Genomic DNA, 20,030 nt, shown 5'->3' on the forward strand with positions numbered 1-20,030 from the left:
TCCCTCTTCTCTATCTATACCTTGAACACAGACACATTATGGTTTAATTGTTCCGACAGATGGGCTAGAGATTGTGAGGAGCTTGCTGTCTCTTCCGCAGCCGCAGCTGATTGCTGACTAGCAGCAGCTATGGACTCTATCGCCCTCATCACTTCTTCAGATTGCGCCGCTTGCTGCTCACTGGCTGCAGCAATTTCCGATACCTGACTGGCTGTCTCGCCAACCATACGAACGATGCTCTCAAAGGTTTGTCCCGTTTGGGCTGATAGTGTTGTTGCCTCTTCCACTGCTTTTACGCTTTGATCCGTATTATGCTGCATGCCCTTAATAATTGAGGCAATTTGTTTCGTCGCTTCACCGCTACGCTCCGCAAGCTTACGAACCTCGTCTGCCACAACTGCAAAGCCTCTGCCCTGATCTCCAGCTCTAGCTGCTTCAATAGCTGCATTTAAGGCCAATAGATTCGTCTGTTCAGCAATTTCATTAATGACTTCAATTATTTGTCCGATCTTCAATGAATCTTGCTCAAGCAGCCCCATCTGACCAGACAAACGGTCCATGCTATGTATAGAAGCTTCAATGGCTTCTCCACCTTGCTCCGCCCCACGTTTAGTTCTCTCCGACAGATCGGCCACTGAGCCCGCATTTGCAGCAACAGCTGCAACAGCACGAGACATCTCCTGCACCAATTCACTAATGGTTTGGGCTGATTCCGCTTGGTTTGTACTCCCTCTGGCAATTTCTTCAGTTGTTGCTGATATCTCCTGAGCAGCTGCTGCAACTCCCTGTGCTGAGCCAACCGTCTGTCCGATCAGCTTCCGTAGATTACTCATCATTTCGTTAAATGCAGCTGCCAGCACGCCGACTTCGTCTTTACTTTGAACAATCGCAAGCTGTCGCAGATCGCCTTCTGCAGCCTTGCTTGCTACTTGCAGCACAGATTTGACAGAGCGAACTATTTTCTCTGAAATGAGTAGAGCCAAGCCTACTGCAACAAGTAGAGATAGAATGCCGAATGAAATGAGAATAATAATACCTACCCGGTTAGTTTCAAAGGCATGCTCTACTTCCTTATCCGCACCTTCCACGTTAAAAGCAATCCATTTGTCCATGTCTGACATCGTATCCTGAACCAAAGGCATTGTATTTCTGACATTATCCAAATTACTTGCAGCTCCAGGATTTTTAGCCTCCTCAATCATCTGCTTAATAACTGCAAAGTATTGGTTCGACTGCGCCTCAACCTCTTCGAATATTGCTTTCTCCTCTGGCGTCACAATTAGACCGTTGTACTTTTTCATGTTTTCATTGAAGCGATCCATCGTGTTATTTAACGATTTTGCCATCGAATCCTTTACTTCATCGATCGTTTCTATTTTCATGATTAGAGCAGAAGCACCCAAGCTTACAAAATCTGCACGCATCTGGGAAAGCGTATTAAGGCTAGGCAGCCAACTATCTTGGAAATCCGATATAGAGGTTTTCAAAGATTGCATCCGCATTATGGCTACTGAATTAAGCAGGATAAGAAATATAATTACAATACCAAAGCTTGCTAATAGTTTCTTCCGAATATTAAATTTCACTATTTCTCTCTCCCATGCTTTGTTTTTTGATCATTTCAATAGAATTAATTTCGATATCATCGGGAATTCGGATGATGCAATCCAATACGTTCATAAGCTCTCTACGTGCTTGGCTCAAAAAACCCATTATTGAATCCTGAAGCCGGTCCGTATGGAGCACTGCATTAAGCCATAACCTGCGGTTCAATAGGACAATGGATAAATCATACTCAGACGGATAACGCTTGATTTCCTCATAGATAGTTGTTTGAAGATACGTCTCTGGAAGAATCAAAGAATACATGAGAACAGGATGATCTGGATGCATGTCCTTAATCAGAAACTGCTCCTTCAAAGGATAATTATGTTTATGCCAACGGTAACCGTGCAAAACTGTCGCTTCCTCCTCCCAAACGGGCTCAAATGTTTGAATAGCCTCGAGGAAAAGCTGTCTGTAGAATTGTGTTAATTTCACTTCATTCCCCCACTCTACGTCGCAAATAACATTAACTACTCTGTATTTCTAACAATAAGCTCGAATTATTAGATCTTGTGCATAATGAATATTTGAAAGATATGTAATTAGCTAACCGATATCAAGTAATTGTAAGAAGTTGTTAGTAAAGTATGTGGCTACGACTCACATTTACCCACATACAGCCTCCCCTCCTATTACTCGTATTTGCGCACAAAAAAAGCCACAATAGCTACCGGACTTACCAGCGCATCGTGACTTCCTATAGTCAATTAATTCCTACTTTGAATAAAATATTCTGTAAGCAATTTGCGGAAAACATTAGGCCAAACAAAGCTTTCGAACTCTTCCGCACCCACCCACTTATAAGAGGTCCGATCGGTCACATACTCCTCATCGAGTGCAACCGCTGCTAACACTCTAATATTCCAAATAAGATGGGTAAATATATGCTGCGCATCTCCAACAACATGCTCGGTAGCTTTAACCTTAACGCCGTCCTCAGACAGTGCAGCCTCTATCTCTTGCTTACCCAAAGCTAGCATGTCCCATGCTGCCGCATCCAGCACCTCGATATGTGGCAGCTCCCACATCCTTGCGAGCAGACCAGTATCCGGCCGCTGCCTAACTAATACTTTGCCCGCATGCTGCCCGCTCCCCTCGATTAAAGCTGCGAAACGGAACACAGGCTTGGGCTTTTTCGCTTTAGTTTTCACAGGCAGCTCTCGTTCTCTACCTTCAAGACGCCCTAAGCATAGCTGCGTAACAGGACACTCCAGGCACGAAGGAGATTTAGGTGTGCACACCATCGCCCCCAGCTCCATTAGAGCTTGATTGAAGTCAGCTGCTTCCCCATCCGGAATAAGCTCTTGAGCAATGCTCTCGATACCGATCCGAGTGGCTGGTTTTGCGATGTCCTCCTCTAAGCAGAAGTAACGTGATAGCACTCGCATGACGTTACCGTCTACAGCAGGCTCAGATTGATTATAAGCTATGCTAAGGATCGCTCCTGCTGTGTAGGGACCTACCCCTTTCAAGCTGGACACAGCCTTCTTATTGCTCGGAACTACTCCTCCGTACTGCTCAACAACCTCACGAACAGCAGCTTGCAGATTACGTGCTCTAGAATAGTAGCCCAACCCTTCCCAATGCTTAAGCACATCTTCCTCAGGAGCTTCGGCCAAATGCTGAGGCGTAGGAAACCGATCCATGAACCGGTTGAAATAAGGAATGACTGTATCTACTCGGGTTTGCTGTAGCATGATTTCCGATACCCAGATGTGGTAGGGATTGCGGCTCCTTCTCCAAGGTAAATCCCTTCGTTCCTTGCGGTACCATCTCAGTAATTGTGTGCTGAAATACTGTTTATTCTCTTCCATGCTCACGTCTATTTGCCCTCTCCCCGATTCGACAGATCACCTGAAGTACCGAAGGCTGCCGACTGTTTACGATAGTGACTCGGTGTCACTCCTGTATGCGTCTTGAACATTCTTGAAAAATAGTAAATCTGCATACCTACTTTGCTAGCAACAGCAGATACATTCCATTCCTGCTGTAATAGTAGGCTTTTGGCTAGCTCCATGCGGCGCAAATTCACATACTGAATAGGCGAATATCCTAATATGCTTTTGAAAAATACAATAAAGTAATTGGGATGTAAAAATACCTGCTTAGCTAAATTTTCTACAGTTATGTTGTCCGCCAAATGTTCATCTATATAATTAAGCACTAAATCGATTTTCTGAAGTTCCTCCGATGGAGCGCCATCATTCATATTAATAGGGAAGCTGTCTAAGTAAGTACTGATTAAATCCAGCATGGATGCCTTGATCTTAAGCCTTGAGGTTAACTTATCCCCATTGATCTCTTCTATTATACGCTCTAATAACTTAGAAGTGGCGCCTATGTCCGTTAGTTGAATATGATAAGGGATTTGCAGAACTCTATAGAGATCACGGTCCTCATAGCTGCTCCTGAAATGACACCATTGCAAGATGAGCTGTTCATCAGGGTCAATTGCGATTCGATGAGATCTTCCTGATAGCAAAATGCAGAGCTTCCCTCTAACTAGCTGAATTTCATCATTTTGAACAATCAGCCTACCTGCGCCTTCCTTGACAAATAAGAAGCGATTACAATCATAAACATCCTCCCGGTCCTTGAGGGAAGAAGCATTAAGCACCGTTTCTGCAGCTGCTGTCACTTCTATATTCATGTGCTCGAAATGTTTCATCATGATAGTTAAATAATTCGTTGTCATCTCTGCGCTCCAATATCCGGATGTAAAAATAACAGCCCGATTGTGGATACAACCGGACTGCCTCCGTTTTTACTTTTCGATTACTACCGTTGCTGCCGCCAACGAGCGCTCATGAGTGATCGCAATATGTATCTTATAGGAATCACTTGCCCATCCCAGACGTTTAATGGACGCTTCCGACAAGGAGCAGATTGGCTTACCTAATTTATCGGAAAGCACCTCAATATCCTTGAATCCTACGACAGCACCAATTCCACAGCCTATAGCCTTAACAACTGCTTCTTTAGCAGCAAATCTTCCGCTAATAAATTCAAGTCGCCGGCGTAGCTGCAAGCTCCCTAAGCGTTTGCTTTCTTGCTCAGTCAGCACCCTTGCGACAAACCTATCGTTACCCGGTCCCGCAAGAAGCTTCTCCATCCGTGACAGCTCGACAACATCCAATCCAATTCCAACGATCATCGGCTCCGTTAAATCCCGGGGATAAGCTGTCTTTTGTGCTGCGTACGCAAGTAATGCTTTTCAAGTATGTCCCGAGCTTCAGCATTGATTTCCTTGCCTTCAAGGTACGAGCTATTATCCTCATAGGATACACCAAGCTCATCCTCATCAGTTTGCCCTTCCCACAGGCCAGCTGTAGGAGCTTTATTCACGATACTCTCAGGAACGCCTAATCTGGTAGCTAATTCACGAACCTGACGTTTGTTAAGACTGCTAAGTGGAGTAATATCAACAGCCCCATCTCCCCACTTCGTGAAGAAGCCCGTTAATGCCTCAGAAGCATGATCCGTGCCTACAACAAGCAGATTAAGATCAAAAGCGAGAGCATACTGTACGACCATCCGTGTACGTGCTTTGACGTTACCTTTTCCTCCACGGCTGATGTGACGATTAATACCCAATACTTTAAAAGCATATTCTGTTTCTAATGCAATCTCATCAACAGCTTCGGCAATGTTCGTCTCTACCTTATGCTTTAGATTAAATGCTTCTGCTACCTCATAGCTATGATCAATATCTTCCTGCTCACCGTAAGGCTGTAATACACCAAGCGTCATATATTCTTGGCCTGTTTCCTGGGAAAGCTCATCCGTTGCACGTTTACAGAGCCCTGCAGCAACCGCGCTGTCGATGCCACCACTAATAGCAATAAGTAACCCTGTTGCGCTCGCCTTTTTGACGTAATCCTTAAGGAAGTCGACTCTACGCTTTATTTCCTCATCAACATCAATCTTTGGTTTAACGCCTAGCTTCGCAATAATCTCTTGTTGGATTGTCATTGAACTTTCCCCCTTAACAAAAATATCCCGTTGGCTTCGCCACAATGGCATAAGCCCCCGGGATGTAATAATGATTACCGGCAGAAACGATCGAAGGCAGATGTCAGATCAGCGGCAATGTCGCCAGCGCTGCGATTCTCAATTTGGTGCCGTTCAATAAAGTGAACAAGCTCTCCGTCTTTCAGTAAGGCAATTGACGGGGAGGAAGGTGGATAAGGCAAGAAGTATTCACGTGCCTTAGCAGTTGCTTCCTTGTCCTGTCCTGCGAACACCGTATAGAGGTGGTCAGGTAACACATCATGCTGCAATGCATCAGCAACACCTGGACGGCATTGGCCAGCTGCACAGCCACAGACAGAGTTAATTACGATTAATGTCGTACCAGAAGCCGTAGGAATCTTAGCTTCAACTTCTTCAGGTGTAGTTAGCTCTTGTATGCCCAACCGAGTCAAATCATCACGCATAGGTTGAACAGAATTCATCATATATCTTTCGAAAGACATCGACATAAGGAGGCCCTCGCTTTCCGAATCTTATAATTAACGGCTTAGTTGTTCCGCTTCCTCTTATTATACCGCGCAGCTATAAGCTCCGTCAAAACAAGTATCAGCAGCCGCCTCCCAAATCGCATAAACAGCTGTTGCCGATTCTTTCTCGTATAAAAAGGGGCGATAACGACATGATTTAACGCACATAAAGCGTTATTTCACTGCCGCATCACCCACCTTCAAGGCTCATCCAGCACTTCAGGCACCGGAAAATACTCATCGTCGTCCCAATCGCCGAACGGCTTCCACTGACCCCGGTTGTCGCGGAACTCCGATCGAATTTCGATTTTGATCGATTCCGATTCCGAATCGTTATTCCCACAGGCAGGCTTAATACCTGCATATGGCTTGCTCATCTTATCGACCAGGTATTTGCTTAAGTCGACGGACGATTAGGTCCATCCAGTTTCTTGTCATATCCCGGGGATTGCGGTGAACGTTCTTTTTTGGCGCGATCGGCTTCTTTCCGCCCGGATTTCGACGGTCCTTGAGAGTTTGGCATGGAAGCATCCTCCTAGTATGGATGTATCCTCCGTAGTGTAACCGAATTAAGACTCCTTATCCGTAGTTAACGTATTTCACCAACAAAATCGGTCCGGCTTACAGAACGATACGATAAAGATCGTTCCTTGTCCCTCTGTCGACTCTACATGAATTTTACCATTGTGCCTTTCAATGATGCTGAGACATAGAGCCAATCCAAGTCCAGTACCATTCATCTTCGTCGTAAAGAATGGCTCGAACAATTGCGCAAGCTTCTCCTCAGACATGCCAATACCGTTATCTATTACCCTAAGCTGGACAGTATCCTTGAAATTGATCGTTTCAATCTTAAGAATTCCCTTATCATCCATTGCTTCCATTCCATTGCGCGCCAGATTGAGCACAAGCTGCTTAATTTCTTTACTATTCATCTGCAGCAAATCCATATCCTCGCACAGCTGCAAATCTACCATCTGCCCTCTCATATTAGCGTCCGCCCATATAAGAGGTGACAATTCATTCAGTAAATCATTTAGATTCGACGATTCTTTCTCTACAATTCGGTTCTGGGCTAATGAAAGAAAGTCGTTAATGATACCGTTTGCACGATCTAGTTCATCTAATACAATGCGAAAATACGACTGCTGAGCGACAGGACTTCTCTCATTCAGCAATTGTATGAATCCTCTAATAACTGCCATCGGATTACGAATTTCATGTGTTATGCTTGCCGCCATCTGGCCGACCAGGCTGAGTCGCTCCATCCGATCAACCTCATCCTTCAGCCGATGAAGCTCAGTCACTTCATGTCCAATGAATAATACCCCCTCTGAGCCTTCCATTGGAGCGTTGTACATCGGACAGGAAACTGTGTAGAAGGTTCTTCCATTTACGCGCAGCATTTCGGTTAGCTTATCTTCACCCTTTAGGATACGTTCCACAGGGTTTGTCTCGAATTTCAAGTCCATTTTCTCCATGAGGATCGAGAACTTCTTACCTAGAATATCGTTTCTTTCCACTGGATTAACAAACTTTAATGCCATGTCATTAACATGAGTAATGAGCCCCTTATTATCACAATAAACAACGATTAACGGGGAATTATCGATAAACTGCTGCAGCCTGCGCATTTCTTTACGATACTTGTTAGATACATCACGAAGCTGGAATTGTAATTGTATTCGTTCAAAGCCTAGCTCGATAAAATGAACACTAACCATGGTAACGATAATGAAGAGGACACTAAAAGGTAGAGCAACCAAAAGGTAGGTAGGCAAAATTACGCTCTTTATTTCAGTAATAACAGTAATATGTTCGGCGATTTGGAAGAGTACTAGAAAGGTGAACAAGTACGCTACAATTTTCAGCTTTTTTTGTTTATTTCCTTCTTGAAATGCAGAAATACGAGATAATAGAATAGGAACATATATTATGAGGAATACAGCAAATATGTAATATTCCCATCTGTGAGACATTTCTCCAACTCGAGAGGCCGTGTAGATGACTAGCATAAGGATCGCTGCTGGAGTACCCCCATACATAGTGCCAAGAATAAACGGAATATTTCGGAAATCGAAATGAAAGCCTTCTTCAGACACTGAAGTAAAATGCATATTCAAAAGCATGGCAATGGTGCAAGTAATGCTCAGGAAAAGTTGCGTATAGCGGGTTCTCTCTGGTCTAGAATACCAGACCGTAAAAAGAAATACAGGTAGAAAAGTGATAAGGACTTGCAGCACTGAATCTTTCCACATCCCGCGAACCTCCTGCATAAGCAGATCGACATCATACACTATTTTCCATTCTTTAATCACTATGATTAAAACACATCTTACTATAGGTTACAATAATCGGTAACTATTATTTATCTAATGATATCCGTTAATGTTGTTTGTTGCTGAAAAATGAAAAATAGGAATGAATCGACATTTTGCTAATATCTTCGTCAATGTTACACTTAAATAAATAAAACGATTGATCGGGAGTTATGTTATGAAATACGAAGTTATTGTTATAGGCGGCGGCTCCGCCGGTTTAATGGCGAGCATTGCTGCAAGTAAGCATGGATCTAGCGTACTACTGTTGGACAAGGGAGAAAAGCTGGGACGTAAGCTCGGAATCTCTGGTGGGGGAAGATGCAATGTCACGAACAATAAAGATATCGATGAGCTTATCAAGCATATACCGGGCAATGGGCGTTTCTTGCACAGCTCCTTCGCCAATTTCGACAATAAGGCTATTATTTCGTTCTTTGAGAATCTCGGAATTCGACTGAAGGAAGAGGATAACGGCCGTATGTTTCCCGTAACAGATAAAGCCAAAACAGTAGTAGACACCCTCGTTAACCAGGTGCTTAAGCAAGGTGTTGAAATAAAGCTCAATTCGCCTGTTGAAACCATTCTATATGATAAACAAAAGGTAGCAGGGGTTCGGCTTAAATCTGGAGAGGTGCTCAGCTGCCGTGCAGTTATCGTTGCATCAGGAGGCAAATCTGTACCTCAAACCGGATCAACGGGAGACGGTTATCCGTGGGCGGAAAAGGCGGGGCATACGATAACAGAGCTGTTTCCTACAGAGGTTCCCTTGACGTCTAATGAACCCTTCATTACAAGCAAAGAGCTTCAGGGGCTGTCCCTAAGAGACGTATCTCTATCCGTATGGAACCCTAAAGGCAAGAAAATCATAGAGCACCAAGGCGACATGCTCTTTACCCATTTTGGCATCTCGGGTCCGATTGCACTGCGCTGCAGTCAATTCGTGGTCAAAGCATTGAAGCAATTTCAAGTTGGGAATATTGAAGTATCCGTCGATTTAATGCCTGAGCATAGTGTTGACGAGGTGTATACAGAAACCTTGAAGCTTGTTGAGCGTGAGTCAAAAAAAGCAATCAAAAACATTCTAAAGAGCTGCTTGCCCGAGAAGTTCATCCCGATTTTGCTGCAAAAATCCGAGCTATCTGAAACACTCACCTACGATAATATTCCGAAGCAGGATTGGATGCAGTTAGCCAAGCTCATTAAGCGGTTCCCGATTAGAGTATATGGGACTCTGTCTATCGAGGATGCATTCGTTACAGGCGGGGGCATTAACCTGAAGGAGATAGATCCTAGAACGATGGAGTCTAAGCTTGTCGATGGCTTGTATTTCTGCGGAGAAATTCTCGATATTCACGGCTATACAGGCGGCTATAACATTACAGCAGCTTTCTCTACGGGATACACGGCTGGTATGAATGCTGTTATGCGGTAGATGTGGCGAGTGGATAAAAAAGGAGCGCACTGCATCGAGGAAAACCCGATGCAATACGCTCTCTTTTTATTTGGTGCCGGTAAATGTAATTCCTTTGACGAAGAAGCGGTTGAAGAAAATATAAATCAAAAGCGCAGGAATCGTCATAATGATCGATGCCGCCATGATATAATTCCAGAAGCTTATATACTGTCCCTTGAACGTATTCAATCCAACAGACAAAGTAAACATTGCCTTATCAGACATAAGCATTAGCGGCTTCAAGAACTCGTTCCAGGCTCCCATGAAGATGAAGATCGTTTGTGCTGCAAGAGCAGGCTTGGCCAGAGGTAACACAACCTTTGTGAACAAACCGAACCGTCCTAATCCGTCCAGTTCCGCAGCCTCCTCCAGCTCCTTAGGGAAGCTGATGAAAAACTGCCTCATCATAAAGATATACGTAGCTTGAGCAGCCATCGGAACAATAATCGCCTGATAGCTATTTAGCCAGTTCAGCTCCTTAATGATCAGATAGCTCGGAATAATCGTTAATTGACCCGGAATCATGATCATCGCAAGAATGCTGTAAAACATCAGCGTGCTTCCCGGGAAACGAATTCTAGCCAGTGCATAACCCGCCATCGAGTTAAACAACAGATTAAACGCTGTTACCGTGACGGCAATAAATGCGCTGTTGAAAAACCATCGAACGAACAGCGGCTCCTGCCGGAAAATCGTCCGGTAATTATCTAAAGTGAAATGCTTAGGTATAAAATTAATACCCCCAGCAACTATTTCCGGCAGGGTTTTGAATGAAGCTGACAAAGCCCACACAAACGGAACAAATGTTATGACCGCATATAAAGCTAGAAGGATATAGAAAAACGGTCTAAATCGATTTGACGAACGCAATTCCATCCCCTCCTAATTAAGCTTTTCTTCTTTGAATAATAAGCGCTGCACAACCGTTATGAGCATAATCACAACTGCTAAAAAGAAAGCAATGGCTGAAGCATAACCCATATCAAGGCTCTTGAAAGCATATTGGTAAATCAGCAAAACCATAGTTAAAGTTGCATTATTCGGTCCTCCGGAGCCCGCCGAAAAAATATACGATTGGTCGAATAGCTGGAATGTCCCGATAATCCCCATAACAATGACATAGAAAGTAACCGGCTTGAGCTGCGGTACTGTAATCCGCCAAAACTTGCGCCAAGCGTTAGCTCCGTCGATTTCAGCAGCCTCATAAAGATTTTCTGGAATATCTTGCAGAGCAGCTAAGTAAATAACCATAAATAGTGGTGCAGTTGACCATATGTTCATGATCATAATTCCAAGCAACGCAACGGAAGGATCACCGAGCCAATTGTAAGTAGGCAAACCGACCGATTCGAGTATGAAATTCAAAAGCCCGTTACGGTTGTAGATCCACATGAAGATAAGCACTAGCACCGCGGACGAAGTAACCGTCGGAAGATAAAAAGCGACTCGGAAGAAATTCCGATATCGTAGCTTCATGTTCAATATAGATGCCAGCACAAGAGCAAGCATAGTCTGAGATGGGACGACGATCAAAGCGTATCGAAACGTGTTTTTCAAAGCAATCCACAATCGAGCATCGTCTAACATACGCTCGAAATTACCTACTCCGATAAATTTATAGCTTACTGTCCCAAGCAGATTAACTCTATGCAAAGACAGAAAGATGGAGTAACCAATCGGCAGTAGCAAAAAGCAACCAAGAATAATTATTGCGGGTGACATAAAACCATAGCCCGATAATATATCCCTAAGTTTATGTTTTCCAAATGGCTTGGCCATTATTTGTAACCTCTCCTTTCAGCCTTCCCCTGTTAGGGCGCGAAACGACTAAAGCCGTATGCCGTGTCTTTGCGCCTGCGGCTTCACTCGTTACGCGCCAACGCGGCTGCAAAAAGCGGGGGAAGTAAACCGCAGCTTAGAGCTGCGGTTACTTCCCTGCTTTTTACTGATTAAAAATTATTGTGCAGCTTTAATTTCTTTGTTAGCAGTTTCCTGCCCTTTCTTCAATGCATCAGGCAGTGGAGACTGACCGGTGTATGCAGCTACGAATTGGTTGTTGAAATTGTTCATAAGCGTTGGAAGAGTAGGACCTGCTTGCCATGGAGTTGCGTACGAAGAACCTGCAACTAAAGCACCGCGAAGCTCATCCTTATCATATCCAAGCTCAGCTGCTACTGACTTACGTGTAGGCAGTGCAAACCCTTTGCTTGTCCAAGTTTTCATGCCTTCTTTGCCCGTTAAGTAAGACAACAGCTTCCAAGCTGCTTCTTTCTTTTTGGAGTCCTTATTCATAACGTAAGCAACAGTAAATGCCATAGTACCTTTCTCGCCATTAACCGTAGGTACTTCCGCAGTACCGAAGTCTACATCCTTAAAGTTTCCTTGGATATAAGGAATGGCCCAGTTGCCTTCAAGCACCATTGCTGCCTTTTGCTGACCGAACATTTCTCCGCCCCAGCCTGCGCCAACATCAGATGGCTGTCCTGCTGTTTTGGCTTTCAAATGCTGATCAATAACAAGGGAAAGTCCTTTTTCTGCTTCAGGTGATGCAAAAGTAGCTAAACCTTTGTCATCTACCAATTGGCCGCCGTAAGCTTTAAGCATAAACAATTGACGCGCTAGCTCAGGTGCTTGACCCAAACCATATACTTCAACCTTGCTGCCTTTCTTTTTCGTCAGCTTTTCAGAAATGCTCATCATTTCATCCCATGTTGTAGGAGGAGCAGTAATACCAGCATCAGCAAACATTTTTTTGTTATAGAACAACGCTAATGTGGAAGTATCCTTCGGCAAGCCGTACATTTTGCCATCAGGCGATTTAAATGCATTCACAGTCGGCGCTTCAAAATCACCTATATCGAATTCTGGTGTTACATAGCCATCAAGTGGCTCTAACACACCTTTTTCAATTAAAGCAGGTGCTTCGAAAGCATCTAAGTAAAAGAGATCCGGCGCTTCATTACCAATTAGGCGAGTTTTGATAACGTCCATGTATTGGTCAGCGATAATTTCGTATTTCACTTTGACATCAGGGTTTTTGCCTTCAAACTCAGCCAATACTTGCTTCAGAAGATCTTGCTCCTCTGGAGATGAGCCCCAGCCTGCAAGCGTAACTTCCACTTGACCCTTAGGAGACTCCGAAGCATTGGATTGCGTAGATGAAGGAGAAGCACCCTCATTGTTTTTAGAGCCGCAAGCCGAAACCACCAAAGCAAGGGCTAACATCAAAAGCATGAATACCGATAATCTTTTTTTCATTTAAACCTTCCTCCCTTTTGTATGTTTCTATAATCAAACGGCTCAATGAGCCAGTTTAATTCAATGCTGTATCTGGGGAACGATTGATCATTTCAATGCTGCACCCACTGCTGTTGTCCACAACTTCAACCTGAAGAGATTCAGTGCCATCTTTGCGTTTCAGCACAACTGAAATGGTTCCATTGGCAACGGGTATGTCTCTTACAGTCAAGTTGTTAATGCCTTGAGGCAGGAACGGATCAAGACGAACAATATTGTTCAACGTATCCGGCTGAAGCCCCAGCATAGCTTGGATTATTAATACAGAGGTTCCTGCAGCCCAAGCTTGTGGTGAGCAAGCAACTGGATAGGAGACTGGATAACCAATTGTGTCATCGTACCCGCAGAAGAGCTCAGGCAGACGACTATATTCAAAATGCTCTGCAGCATTGAGAAGTCCGTTAATTACAGTTGATGCTTCTTCCTTAAAGCCCATCCGACTCATCCCAAGCAGGATAATCGAATTATCGTGAGGCCAGATGCTGCCATCATGGTAGCTCATCGGATTATAACCAGTAGAGCCACTAGACATCGTCCGTATGCCATAGCCTCCGAACATATCCTCAGCAACTAATCTCTCGGCTACGATCTTCGCCTTCTCTTCAGAAATGATATCGCTCATAAGCAAATGACCTGGATTGGAAGTAACAGAATGCACCTGATCCTTATTAGCGTCTAATGCAATCGCATAGAAATTTTCATCTGGCATCCAGAAGGCACCGTCGAATCTCTGTCTCAGGCTCTCCGCTTCCGTTCTCAACCGTTGCGCCAGCTCATGATGTCCGAGTTGTTCAACTATGGGAGCTAGCCTACTCTTAGCTTGATAGATATAGCCTTGAACTTCGACTAGAGCTATAGGAGCGGCAGCGAAATCTCCGTTAGCATGGACTACGGAATCCGCAGAATCCTTCCAGCCTTGATTAGAAATTCCTTTAGAAGACTCCTGATAATACTCGACCATGCCATCCTTATCCCGATCGCCATACTCATCGATCCAAGCTAATGCTCTCTCAATATTAGGCATTAATTGAGCAATCGTTTCTGTGTCCCCTGTCCAATGAGCATGCTCAGCTGCTAGTACAATGAACAATGGTGTGGAGTCAATGCTTCCATAATAAGGAGCAAAAGGAACCTGTCCAGAACGAGCTAGTTCACCGTTGCGTAGCTCATGCATGATTTTGCCAGGTTGTTCGTCTTTCCATGGATTCAACTCTGTTCCTTGGTAAGCAGCCATCATTTTCAATGTGCCCCGAGCCACATCAGGATTGAGCGGAAGCATCTGCAAAGCAGCGATTAAGCTATCTCTACCGAACGGGACCGCATACCAAGGCAAACCTGCCACTGGGAAAAGACCATGTCCGAAATCTGTCAGCAGCACTCGTAAATCTTGAACTCCCCGGTTATACAGCTGATTCAGAACTTTAGAATCGCTCTCGACCTTTGGGCTTTGTTCCATCCAACGTTCGTAAGTGGCCTGCAGCTCAGCAAGTGCTATTTCGCGTGGGTTAGTAACTGGACGAATACCATTCACAGAAGGTATGACAGTAAAGGTAATACGTCTCACCTCGGTTGGAGCAAGCTTAACAGCAAAGCCAATTACATCTGTTTCACTTAGGAAGTCAGCTTCCCCACCCCAGGAAATATCGGTATCCCTTTGAACTCCGTCAGCTCCTTGGTAGGTTGCATGCCATCCTGATTTGTCTACTTTACGATCCGTCACCTTACCAAGCTCTTCAGCAGGCTGAAAGCCACGGATAAGGAACATATCGCTGAAATCAGCTTCGAATGAAACACCAAGGTCAAACGCCAATGGTTTTGTTGAAAAATTCGTCAAGGAGATTGTTTCATATAGTACCTCCTCGTAAATAAACCTTTCTCGAATGAGCTCTAGGGATTCTCTCCAGAACTGAACCTCTCCGCCCTCTTCTTCATGCTCGTTAGTTAAACGGATACGTGCTAAGAAATTTTCGTCGGCAGCCGAGGATAGAAGTAATGGACGCTTGCCATTAATAGTTAGCTTCATCTCGCTTAGAAAACGTGTATCCTTCATATAAAGTCCGCTTTGTGAGCCGTTGCCCGGGATGTCACCGTAGTGATCCGTCATTAGAAATAAATCGTTATTTTTAATTACTCTGTAGTCCATGGTGTTCTCCATCCTATTTTTTATATATAGTTTTCCATAATTCATTTTTTTCATTACAACATTTCACTCATGATCCGAAACGTTTCGGAAATTGAGCATAAGAAACAATCCATCCGAAACGTTTCGGATTTCCTGTAAAAAACACGAATTACTTTAAATAACGCGTGCTTTCTCGAATGATTAACTGACTGCTTAAAATAATTTTACGATTTTCTGTTCTGCTTTCCAGCATATCAATTAACAATTGAGCAGATTGGTAACCTAGCTCATACTTGTCTTGCCTAATGGTAGTAAGCTTAGGAGAGCAATAAGCCGAAATGGTAATATCATCAAATCCGATAATCGAGATATCCTCAGGTACTTTACGCCCCATTCGCTCTAAAGTGCGTATGGCGCCCAAAGCCATCAGATCGCTGGCACAGAACACGGCAGTTACTTCAGGATGGCGTATCAGTATTTGATACATTGCCTCAGCTCCGCCATCTTCTGAGAAGGAGCCATCATACACAAGCTCAGCATTGCTCAGCAAATCATATTCCTCAAGAGCATCTCTGAAACCATGATAACGCTCTTCGGTAACGAAGGCTTGGCTATGTCCATTGATCAACGCAATGTTTCGATGTCCACTCTCCAATAGATGCCTAGTTGCCATTGCTGCCCCAAGCCGATTGTCAGAAGTAATATGTGCTACATTATCTCCGGTTTTGGGTATATCAATTAAGACGCAAGGAAAAACGTTCTGTTCAATAACTTCCTGCAGATAAGGATCATCTAGACGCAATCCTGATAGAATAGCACCTTCAACGTTCCTCTCCTTACAGAGAGCCGTATAAGACTTTTCCATTTGTTTAGACGGATTCGTGCTAAACAACAGCAAGTCGTAGTTTAAATCACCCGTACGGTCATTGATGCCGCAAAGCACCTCGTATGAGAAGGCATCCTTTGCCCCTGCACGATTTATATCTGAAATAATAAGGCCAATAGTGCGTGTTTTCTTGGACACGAGGCTTCGGGCCACTGCATTGGGGCTATAGGATAGCTCTTTTGCGACCTTTTTGATTTTCTTTCTTGTTTCCTCGTTTACATCATCGTAACCATTCAACGCCCTAGAGACCGTAGTTACAGATACACCTGCTGCTTTTGCGATATCCTTGATCGTCGCCATATATATACACCTTTCCAAAACGTTTCGGGTTTATTATAAAATAGATTAGCTGTATTTTGCAAGCGCTTTTTTCATCTCTTTTGTTTCCATATTTTTCTCTCCCTTTCGTTGCTCGAAAATATTGTACATCTACCTCTGATTGCGTCTCTCACAGTGCCTCTCCCGAGACCCGTTGCTCGAAACTATCGTACATATGCCTCACATTGTGCCTCTTCCAAGACCCGTTGCTCGAAATTATCGTACATCTGCCTCTAATCGTGCCTCTCCCAAGACCCGTTGCTCGAAAATATCGGACATCTACCTCTGATTGCGTCTCTCACAGTGCCTCTCCCGAGACCCGTTGCTCGAAACTATCGTACATCTGCCTCACATCGTGCCTCTCACAAGACCCGTTGTTCGAAATTATCGTACATCTGCCTCACATCGTGCCTCTTCCAAGCCCTGTTGCTCGAAATTATCGTACATCTGCTTCTGATCGTGCCTCTTCCAAGCCCTGTTGTTCGAAATTATCGTACATCTAACTCTAATCGTGCCTCCTCCAAGACCCGTTGCTCGAAATAATCGTACATCTAACTCTAATCGTGTCTCATCCAGGGCCCATTGCTCGAAATTTTCGAACAACTCATTAAAAGCTGAACAGACCATGTTTGTTTAAGGATACTTTCTCATTACTTCGGCGATTGGTGGTTGCGGTTGCGGTTGCGGTTGTGGTTAGCAGTTTGTGCTTGGTGATCGGCGGTTGGCGGTCTTCGGTTGGCGGTCTTCGGTTGGCGTCTGCGGTTGGCGTCTGCGGTTGGCGGTTGGCAATATGTGCTCGGCGATCGGCTTTTCATGAGAGCACAAAAACCCGGACATTGCATCATTGCCCGGGTGCATTCTAAGCTAACAGAACCTAATGCTGCCACTCAATACTAGGTTGCATTGAAATGGTTGTAGGAGCCATCATCTGCAGCCCATTGCTCCTTAGAATCAGGAGAATCCGCGGCTTTATAGCCTTCGTCCCAGTCCTCATTGACGATGTGTGCTGGAATCGAGATTTCTTCCATGCCGTATGCTGTATTGGTAACGTCAATTACCTCTGCATGAGCGTGCTCCAATAACTGACCTGCATAGCATTGCACGATTTCCAGTGCAGAGGTTAGATCCTCGTCTTGCACATGAATATGAAGACGCCCTCCGCCGTGCTGCTGAGGCTCATACCCCAAATCCAATAGCGTCTCTCCCGCTAATCTAGCCTGGGACTCATCCGGAAACTGAAACATCAGCGCAGCATGATTCATGGAATTGATCCTCTCCGTTCTCCATTATCGCATTCAATCCCAATTAGGTTCTCCAACTGGCTGCAATGTTTATTCCTTTTTTCGGCGGAGAGCACCAAAAGAAGAAACAATTTCATTCACACCTTTCAGCCAGAAAAAACCTATGGCAGGTAGAATCACAGTCGCTATCCATCCTATTCCTCCAAACTCCAAACCAATCCTAACTCCGATCAGTATTGCCCAAATCGTTACTGTAGGCAGCCCACTCCAAAACTTCGCCTTCCTTGAAGCTTGTTCAAGAATATCATCGCGCCAACCGAACAAAGCGATATACGGCTCTGTTAGCCACTGTAGCCATTGACGTTGCAGCAAGCCTAGAAGAAGGAAAGGCAACACAAGCCATAAAATAATTGCCAGTGCTATGGGCGTTGAACCTACCGCTATAGCTCCCAAGCCCGTTAAGTACATCAGTGGCTTCATGAGGTCCATTCGGCGCAATACCGACTTAAACCAGCTATCCAACAATCTGTATGTATCATTCCTATGCTTAACAAAAGGTTGGGATCTTTTGAAGAGGATAGGGCCACGCCTCTTAGGGACAGGCTTTTTCTCCATTGTGTCCCTTAGAATCCATCCTACGCTCGCTATATATGCTTCATTTTCAACATTTATCTCATGCAATAACGTTCCTTTCATCCGCAAGCGAATTCGCATCTGCCATAATGCAACAAGCAAAAATATAACACTTGGTATGACTAAAATAACGTAATCATGCTCTCCCTTTACTGCTAACCAAACAAATACTGTCATATAAACAAGTCTGACGAATAGCAGAGCAAGCACTTGCAGCCAGCCTCTCCATTTTTGCTTATATCGATCTTTCAGCATCATCCATACAAAGCCTGAAGTGACACAATAAATAACGAGATATATAAGATATGAAATAGATAGCCCGAGCACATGCAGCAATAGGGGAGAAATCAATGCGATATAGGCAGAAGAAATCAATATCCGTGTAACAAAGCTATAAACAAATCCTGAAACAGTCATACCACGAATCCATCTGTTGTAACGGTGCAGAAATAATCCGTCGCCAGGCTCAGCAAAAGTCCGATAGCTCCCTACGAGCTGTAACAAACCGAGAGGAGTCAGGAATACAGAAATGGGAATGTCATATAGCCATTCTGGGGGATTTATTATCAGATCCCGATACATCCCCCCTAGTATGAATAGCACGGGTATGAAGATATATAGCCAGACAGTCCAATCCAGTACTGTTCTCCAACATCTCCAGATTGAAATCCAATAGGATGACATACGTTCCAAAAATAATGGCACCGGCTTGAATCGTGCGGCATTGAATACATCAATACGAGGCTCAGACATTAGACTTGTACCTCATCCACATATGTAAGCTTGTGAAAGCACTCGAATAAATGTGCTTCCGGTCCACACTTAGCCGTGATCCGTATATCGTCCAATGTTCCTGCTGCCGCCACACCACCATCGTTGACTAGAACAAATCGATCACACAACCGTTCAGCAGAATCCAGCACATGGGTTGTGAGCAAGATAGCAGCTCCGCGTTGTCTCTCCTCGTCCAATGCATCCAGCAATTCCAGCACCGCACCAGGATCGAGTCCAATAAAAGGCTCGTCCACCAAATAAAGCTCTGGCTGCAGCAAGAACCCAATAATGAGCATTGTTTTCTGTTGCATTCCTTTAGAGAATTTGACGGGATACTCGTGCTGAAATGCCTTCAGACGGAATCTCCGCAACAGCTTGTCCGCACGCTCACGAAATAGCTCTTCTGGTATGCTTCCTGCCGCTGCAACTAGCACCAGATGCTCCCAAAGTGTCATTCGTTCATACAATATCGGCTGCTCCGGGATGTAGGCAACTTGTGAAGACATCTCTACTCCGCGGTTGTCCTTCTCTTCCTTGCCATGCCATAATATTTTCCCTTTCCAATAAGGAAGCTGACCGAGCAATCCCTTCATGATTGTGCTCTTTCCAGCTCCGTTCGGCCCTAACAAACCAACTCTCTCACCTGCATGCACGTTAATGACGACTTCCCGTACAATTGGATTATTCGGCTCATATCCCGCTTCTAATATATCCGCTTGAAAAAGCGGCACTGTCTCGTTATCCAATCTATCGCCCTCCTTAGTTCTATATTATCTAGTATATAAGAACTGGACATATCTAGGAAACTTCTACTTATTCTACCTATCCAAATACAGCAAAAACCCCTCCAGGTTACCGACCAAGAGGGGTTTCTCAATTTT

General features: G+C 44.4%; 20 protein-coding genes. 1 reads left to right on the forward strand and 19 read right to left on the reverse strand.

From position 1 onward, the window contains the following. Positions 1 to 14: 14 nt before the first annotated feature. From KCTCHS21_RS25540 to KCTCHS21_RS25575, 10 genes are all read right to left on the reverse strand, one after another. Positions 15 to 1,586 (reverse strand): methyl-accepting chemotaxis protein, encoded by a 1,572-nt coding sequence (locus KCTCHS21_RS25540; protein WP_130614720.1) that lies wholly within the window; start codon positions 1,584 to 1,586, stop codon positions 15 to 17. After that, positions 1,576 to 2,040 carry a hypothetical protein gene (locus tag KCTCHS21_RS25545; RefSeq protein ID WP_130614722.1) on the reverse strand — a complete coding sequence of 155 codons (465 nt, stop codon included), beginning with the start codon at positions 2,038 to 2,040 and terminating at the stop codon, positions 1,576 to 1,578. Before KCTCHS21_RS25545 ends, KCTCHS21_RS25540 begins: the two co-directional genes overlap by 11 nt. Before the next feature lie 272 nt (positions 2,041 to 2,312). Further along, the gene (mutY, locus tag KCTCHS21_RS25550) at positions 2,313 to 3,419 is read right to left on the reverse strand and encodes an A/G-specific adenine glycosylase (protein ID WP_130616700.1); all 1,107 of its coding nucleotides are present in this window, start codon (positions 3,417 to 3,419) and stop codon (positions 2,313 to 2,315) included. An 8-nt stretch (positions 3,420 to 3,427) separates the two neighbouring features. Beyond that, complete coding sequence (locus KCTCHS21_RS25555; RefSeq protein WP_130614724.1) at positions 3,428 to 4,300, reverse strand: helix-turn-helix transcriptional regulator; 873 nt, start codon at positions 4,298 to 4,300, stop codon at positions 3,428 to 3,430. 69 nt (positions 4,301 to 4,369) lie between these two features. After that, positions 4,370 to 4,759, reverse strand: coding sequence for a holo-ACP synthase (acpS, locus tag KCTCHS21_RS25560; protein WP_130614726.1), 390 nt, complete (start codon positions 4,757 to 4,759; stop codon positions 4,370 to 4,372). An 8-nt stretch (positions 4,760 to 4,767) separates the two neighbouring features. Beyond that, positions 4,768 to 5,577, reverse strand: a complete 810-nt coding sequence (gene nadE, locus KCTCHS21_RS25565) for an NAD(+) synthase (protein ID WP_130614728.1) — start codon at positions 5,575 to 5,577, stop codon at positions 4,768 to 4,770. Between the two features lie 74 nt (positions 5,578 to 5,651). Further along, on the reverse strand, positions 5,652 to 6,086 hold the full coding sequence (locus KCTCHS21_RS25570) for a BrxA/BrxB family bacilliredoxin (protein WP_130614730.1): 435 nt from the start codon (positions 6,084 to 6,086) through the stop codon (positions 5,652 to 5,654). A gap of 218 nt (positions 6,087 to 6,304) precedes the next feature. After that, positions 6,305 to 6,481, reverse strand: a complete 177-nt coding sequence (locus KCTCHS21_RS30975) for a hypothetical protein (protein ID WP_157994121.1) — start codon at positions 6,479 to 6,481, stop codon at positions 6,305 to 6,307. Positions 6,482 to 6,501: 20 nt separating this feature from the next. Then, positions 6,502 to 6,627 (reverse strand): spore protein, encoded by a 126-nt coding sequence (locus KCTCHS21_RS31580; RefSeq protein ID WP_197726485.1) that lies wholly within the window; start codon positions 6,625 to 6,627, stop codon positions 6,502 to 6,504. 76 nt (positions 6,628 to 6,703) lie between these two features. Next, positions 6,704 to 8,362, reverse strand: coding sequence for a two-component system sensor histidine kinase NtrB (locus KCTCHS21_RS25575; protein WP_162309383.1), 1,659 nt, complete (start codon positions 8,360 to 8,362; stop codon positions 6,704 to 6,706). Between the two features lie 238 nt (positions 8,363 to 8,600). Between KCTCHS21_RS25575 and KCTCHS21_RS25580 the strand changes: the two genes are divergently transcribed. Beyond that, positions 8,601 to 9,857 carry a BaiN/RdsA family NAD(P)/FAD-dependent oxidoreductase gene (locus KCTCHS21_RS25580; protein ID WP_130614734.1) on the forward strand — a complete coding sequence of 419 codons (1,257 nt, stop codon included), beginning with the start codon at positions 8,601 to 8,603 and terminating at the stop codon, positions 9,855 to 9,857. 66 nt (positions 9,858 to 9,923) lie between these two features. Here the strand turns inward: KCTCHS21_RS25580 and KCTCHS21_RS25585 are convergent, their stop codons facing one another. The 9 genes from KCTCHS21_RS25585 to KCTCHS21_RS25625 all read right to left on the reverse strand — a co-directional run bounded on the left by KCTCHS21_RS25585 (position 9,924) and on the right by KCTCHS21_RS25625 (position 19,895). Then, positions 9,924 to 10,748: a carbohydrate ABC transporter permease gene (locus KCTCHS21_RS25585; protein WP_408621739.1), complete on the reverse strand. Its 825-nt coding sequence runs from the start codon at positions 10,746 to 10,748 to the stop codon at positions 9,924 to 9,926. A gap of 12 nt (positions 10,749 to 10,760) precedes the next feature. Further along, positions 10,761 to 11,657 (reverse strand): carbohydrate ABC transporter permease, encoded by an 897-nt coding sequence (locus KCTCHS21_RS25590; protein WP_130614738.1) that lies wholly within the window; start codon positions 11,655 to 11,657, stop codon positions 10,761 to 10,763. Positions 11,658 to 11,834: 177 nt separating this feature from the next. Further along, the gene (locus KCTCHS21_RS25595) at positions 11,835 to 13,136 is read right to left on the reverse strand and encodes an ABC transporter substrate-binding protein (protein WP_130614740.1); all 1,302 of its coding nucleotides are present in this window, start codon (positions 13,134 to 13,136) and stop codon (positions 11,835 to 11,837) included. Between the two features lie 55 nt (positions 13,137 to 13,191). Further along, positions 13,192 to 15,318 carry an amylo-alpha-1,6-glucosidase gene (locus KCTCHS21_RS25600; protein WP_130614742.1) on the reverse strand — a complete coding sequence of 709 codons (2,127 nt, stop codon included), beginning with the start codon at positions 15,316 to 15,318 and terminating at the stop codon, positions 13,192 to 13,194. A 148-nt stretch (positions 15,319 to 15,466) separates the two neighbouring features. After that, positions 15,467 to 16,483, reverse strand: a complete 1,017-nt coding sequence (locus KCTCHS21_RS25605; RefSeq protein ID WP_130614744.1) for a LacI family DNA-binding transcriptional regulator — start codon at positions 16,481 to 16,483, stop codon at positions 15,467 to 15,469. Between the two features lie 402 nt (positions 16,484 to 16,885). Then, positions 16,886 to 17,128 carry a hypothetical protein gene (locus tag KCTCHS21_RS31285; protein ID WP_130614746.1) on the reverse strand — a complete coding sequence of 81 codons (243 nt, stop codon included), beginning with the start codon at positions 17,126 to 17,128 and terminating at the stop codon, positions 16,886 to 16,888. Between the two features lie 266 nt (positions 17,129 to 17,394). Then, the gene (locus KCTCHS21_RS25615) at positions 17,395 to 17,763 is read right to left on the reverse strand and encodes a hypothetical protein (RefSeq protein WP_130614748.1); all 369 of its coding nucleotides are present in this window, start codon (positions 17,761 to 17,763) and stop codon (positions 17,395 to 17,397) included. A gap of 69 nt (positions 17,764 to 17,832) precedes the next feature. Beyond that, the gene (locus tag KCTCHS21_RS25620) at positions 17,833 to 19,128 is read right to left on the reverse strand and encodes an ABC transporter permease (protein WP_130614750.1); all 1,296 of its coding nucleotides are present in this window, start codon (positions 19,126 to 19,128) and stop codon (positions 17,833 to 17,835) included. Further along, positions 19,128 to 19,895, reverse strand: coding sequence for an ABC transporter ATP-binding protein (locus KCTCHS21_RS25625; RefSeq protein WP_232057963.1), 768 nt, complete (start codon positions 19,893 to 19,895; stop codon positions 19,128 to 19,130). The genes KCTCHS21_RS25620 and KCTCHS21_RS25625 overlap by 1 nt, the downstream gene beginning before the upstream one ends. Positions 19,896 to 20,030 lie beyond the last annotated feature (135 nt).

This window comes from Cohnella abietis (genome assembly GCF_004295585.1).
In the GTDB taxonomy this organism is placed as follows: domain Bacteria; phylum Bacillota; class Bacilli; order Paenibacillales; family Paenibacillaceae; genus Cohnella; species Cohnella abietis.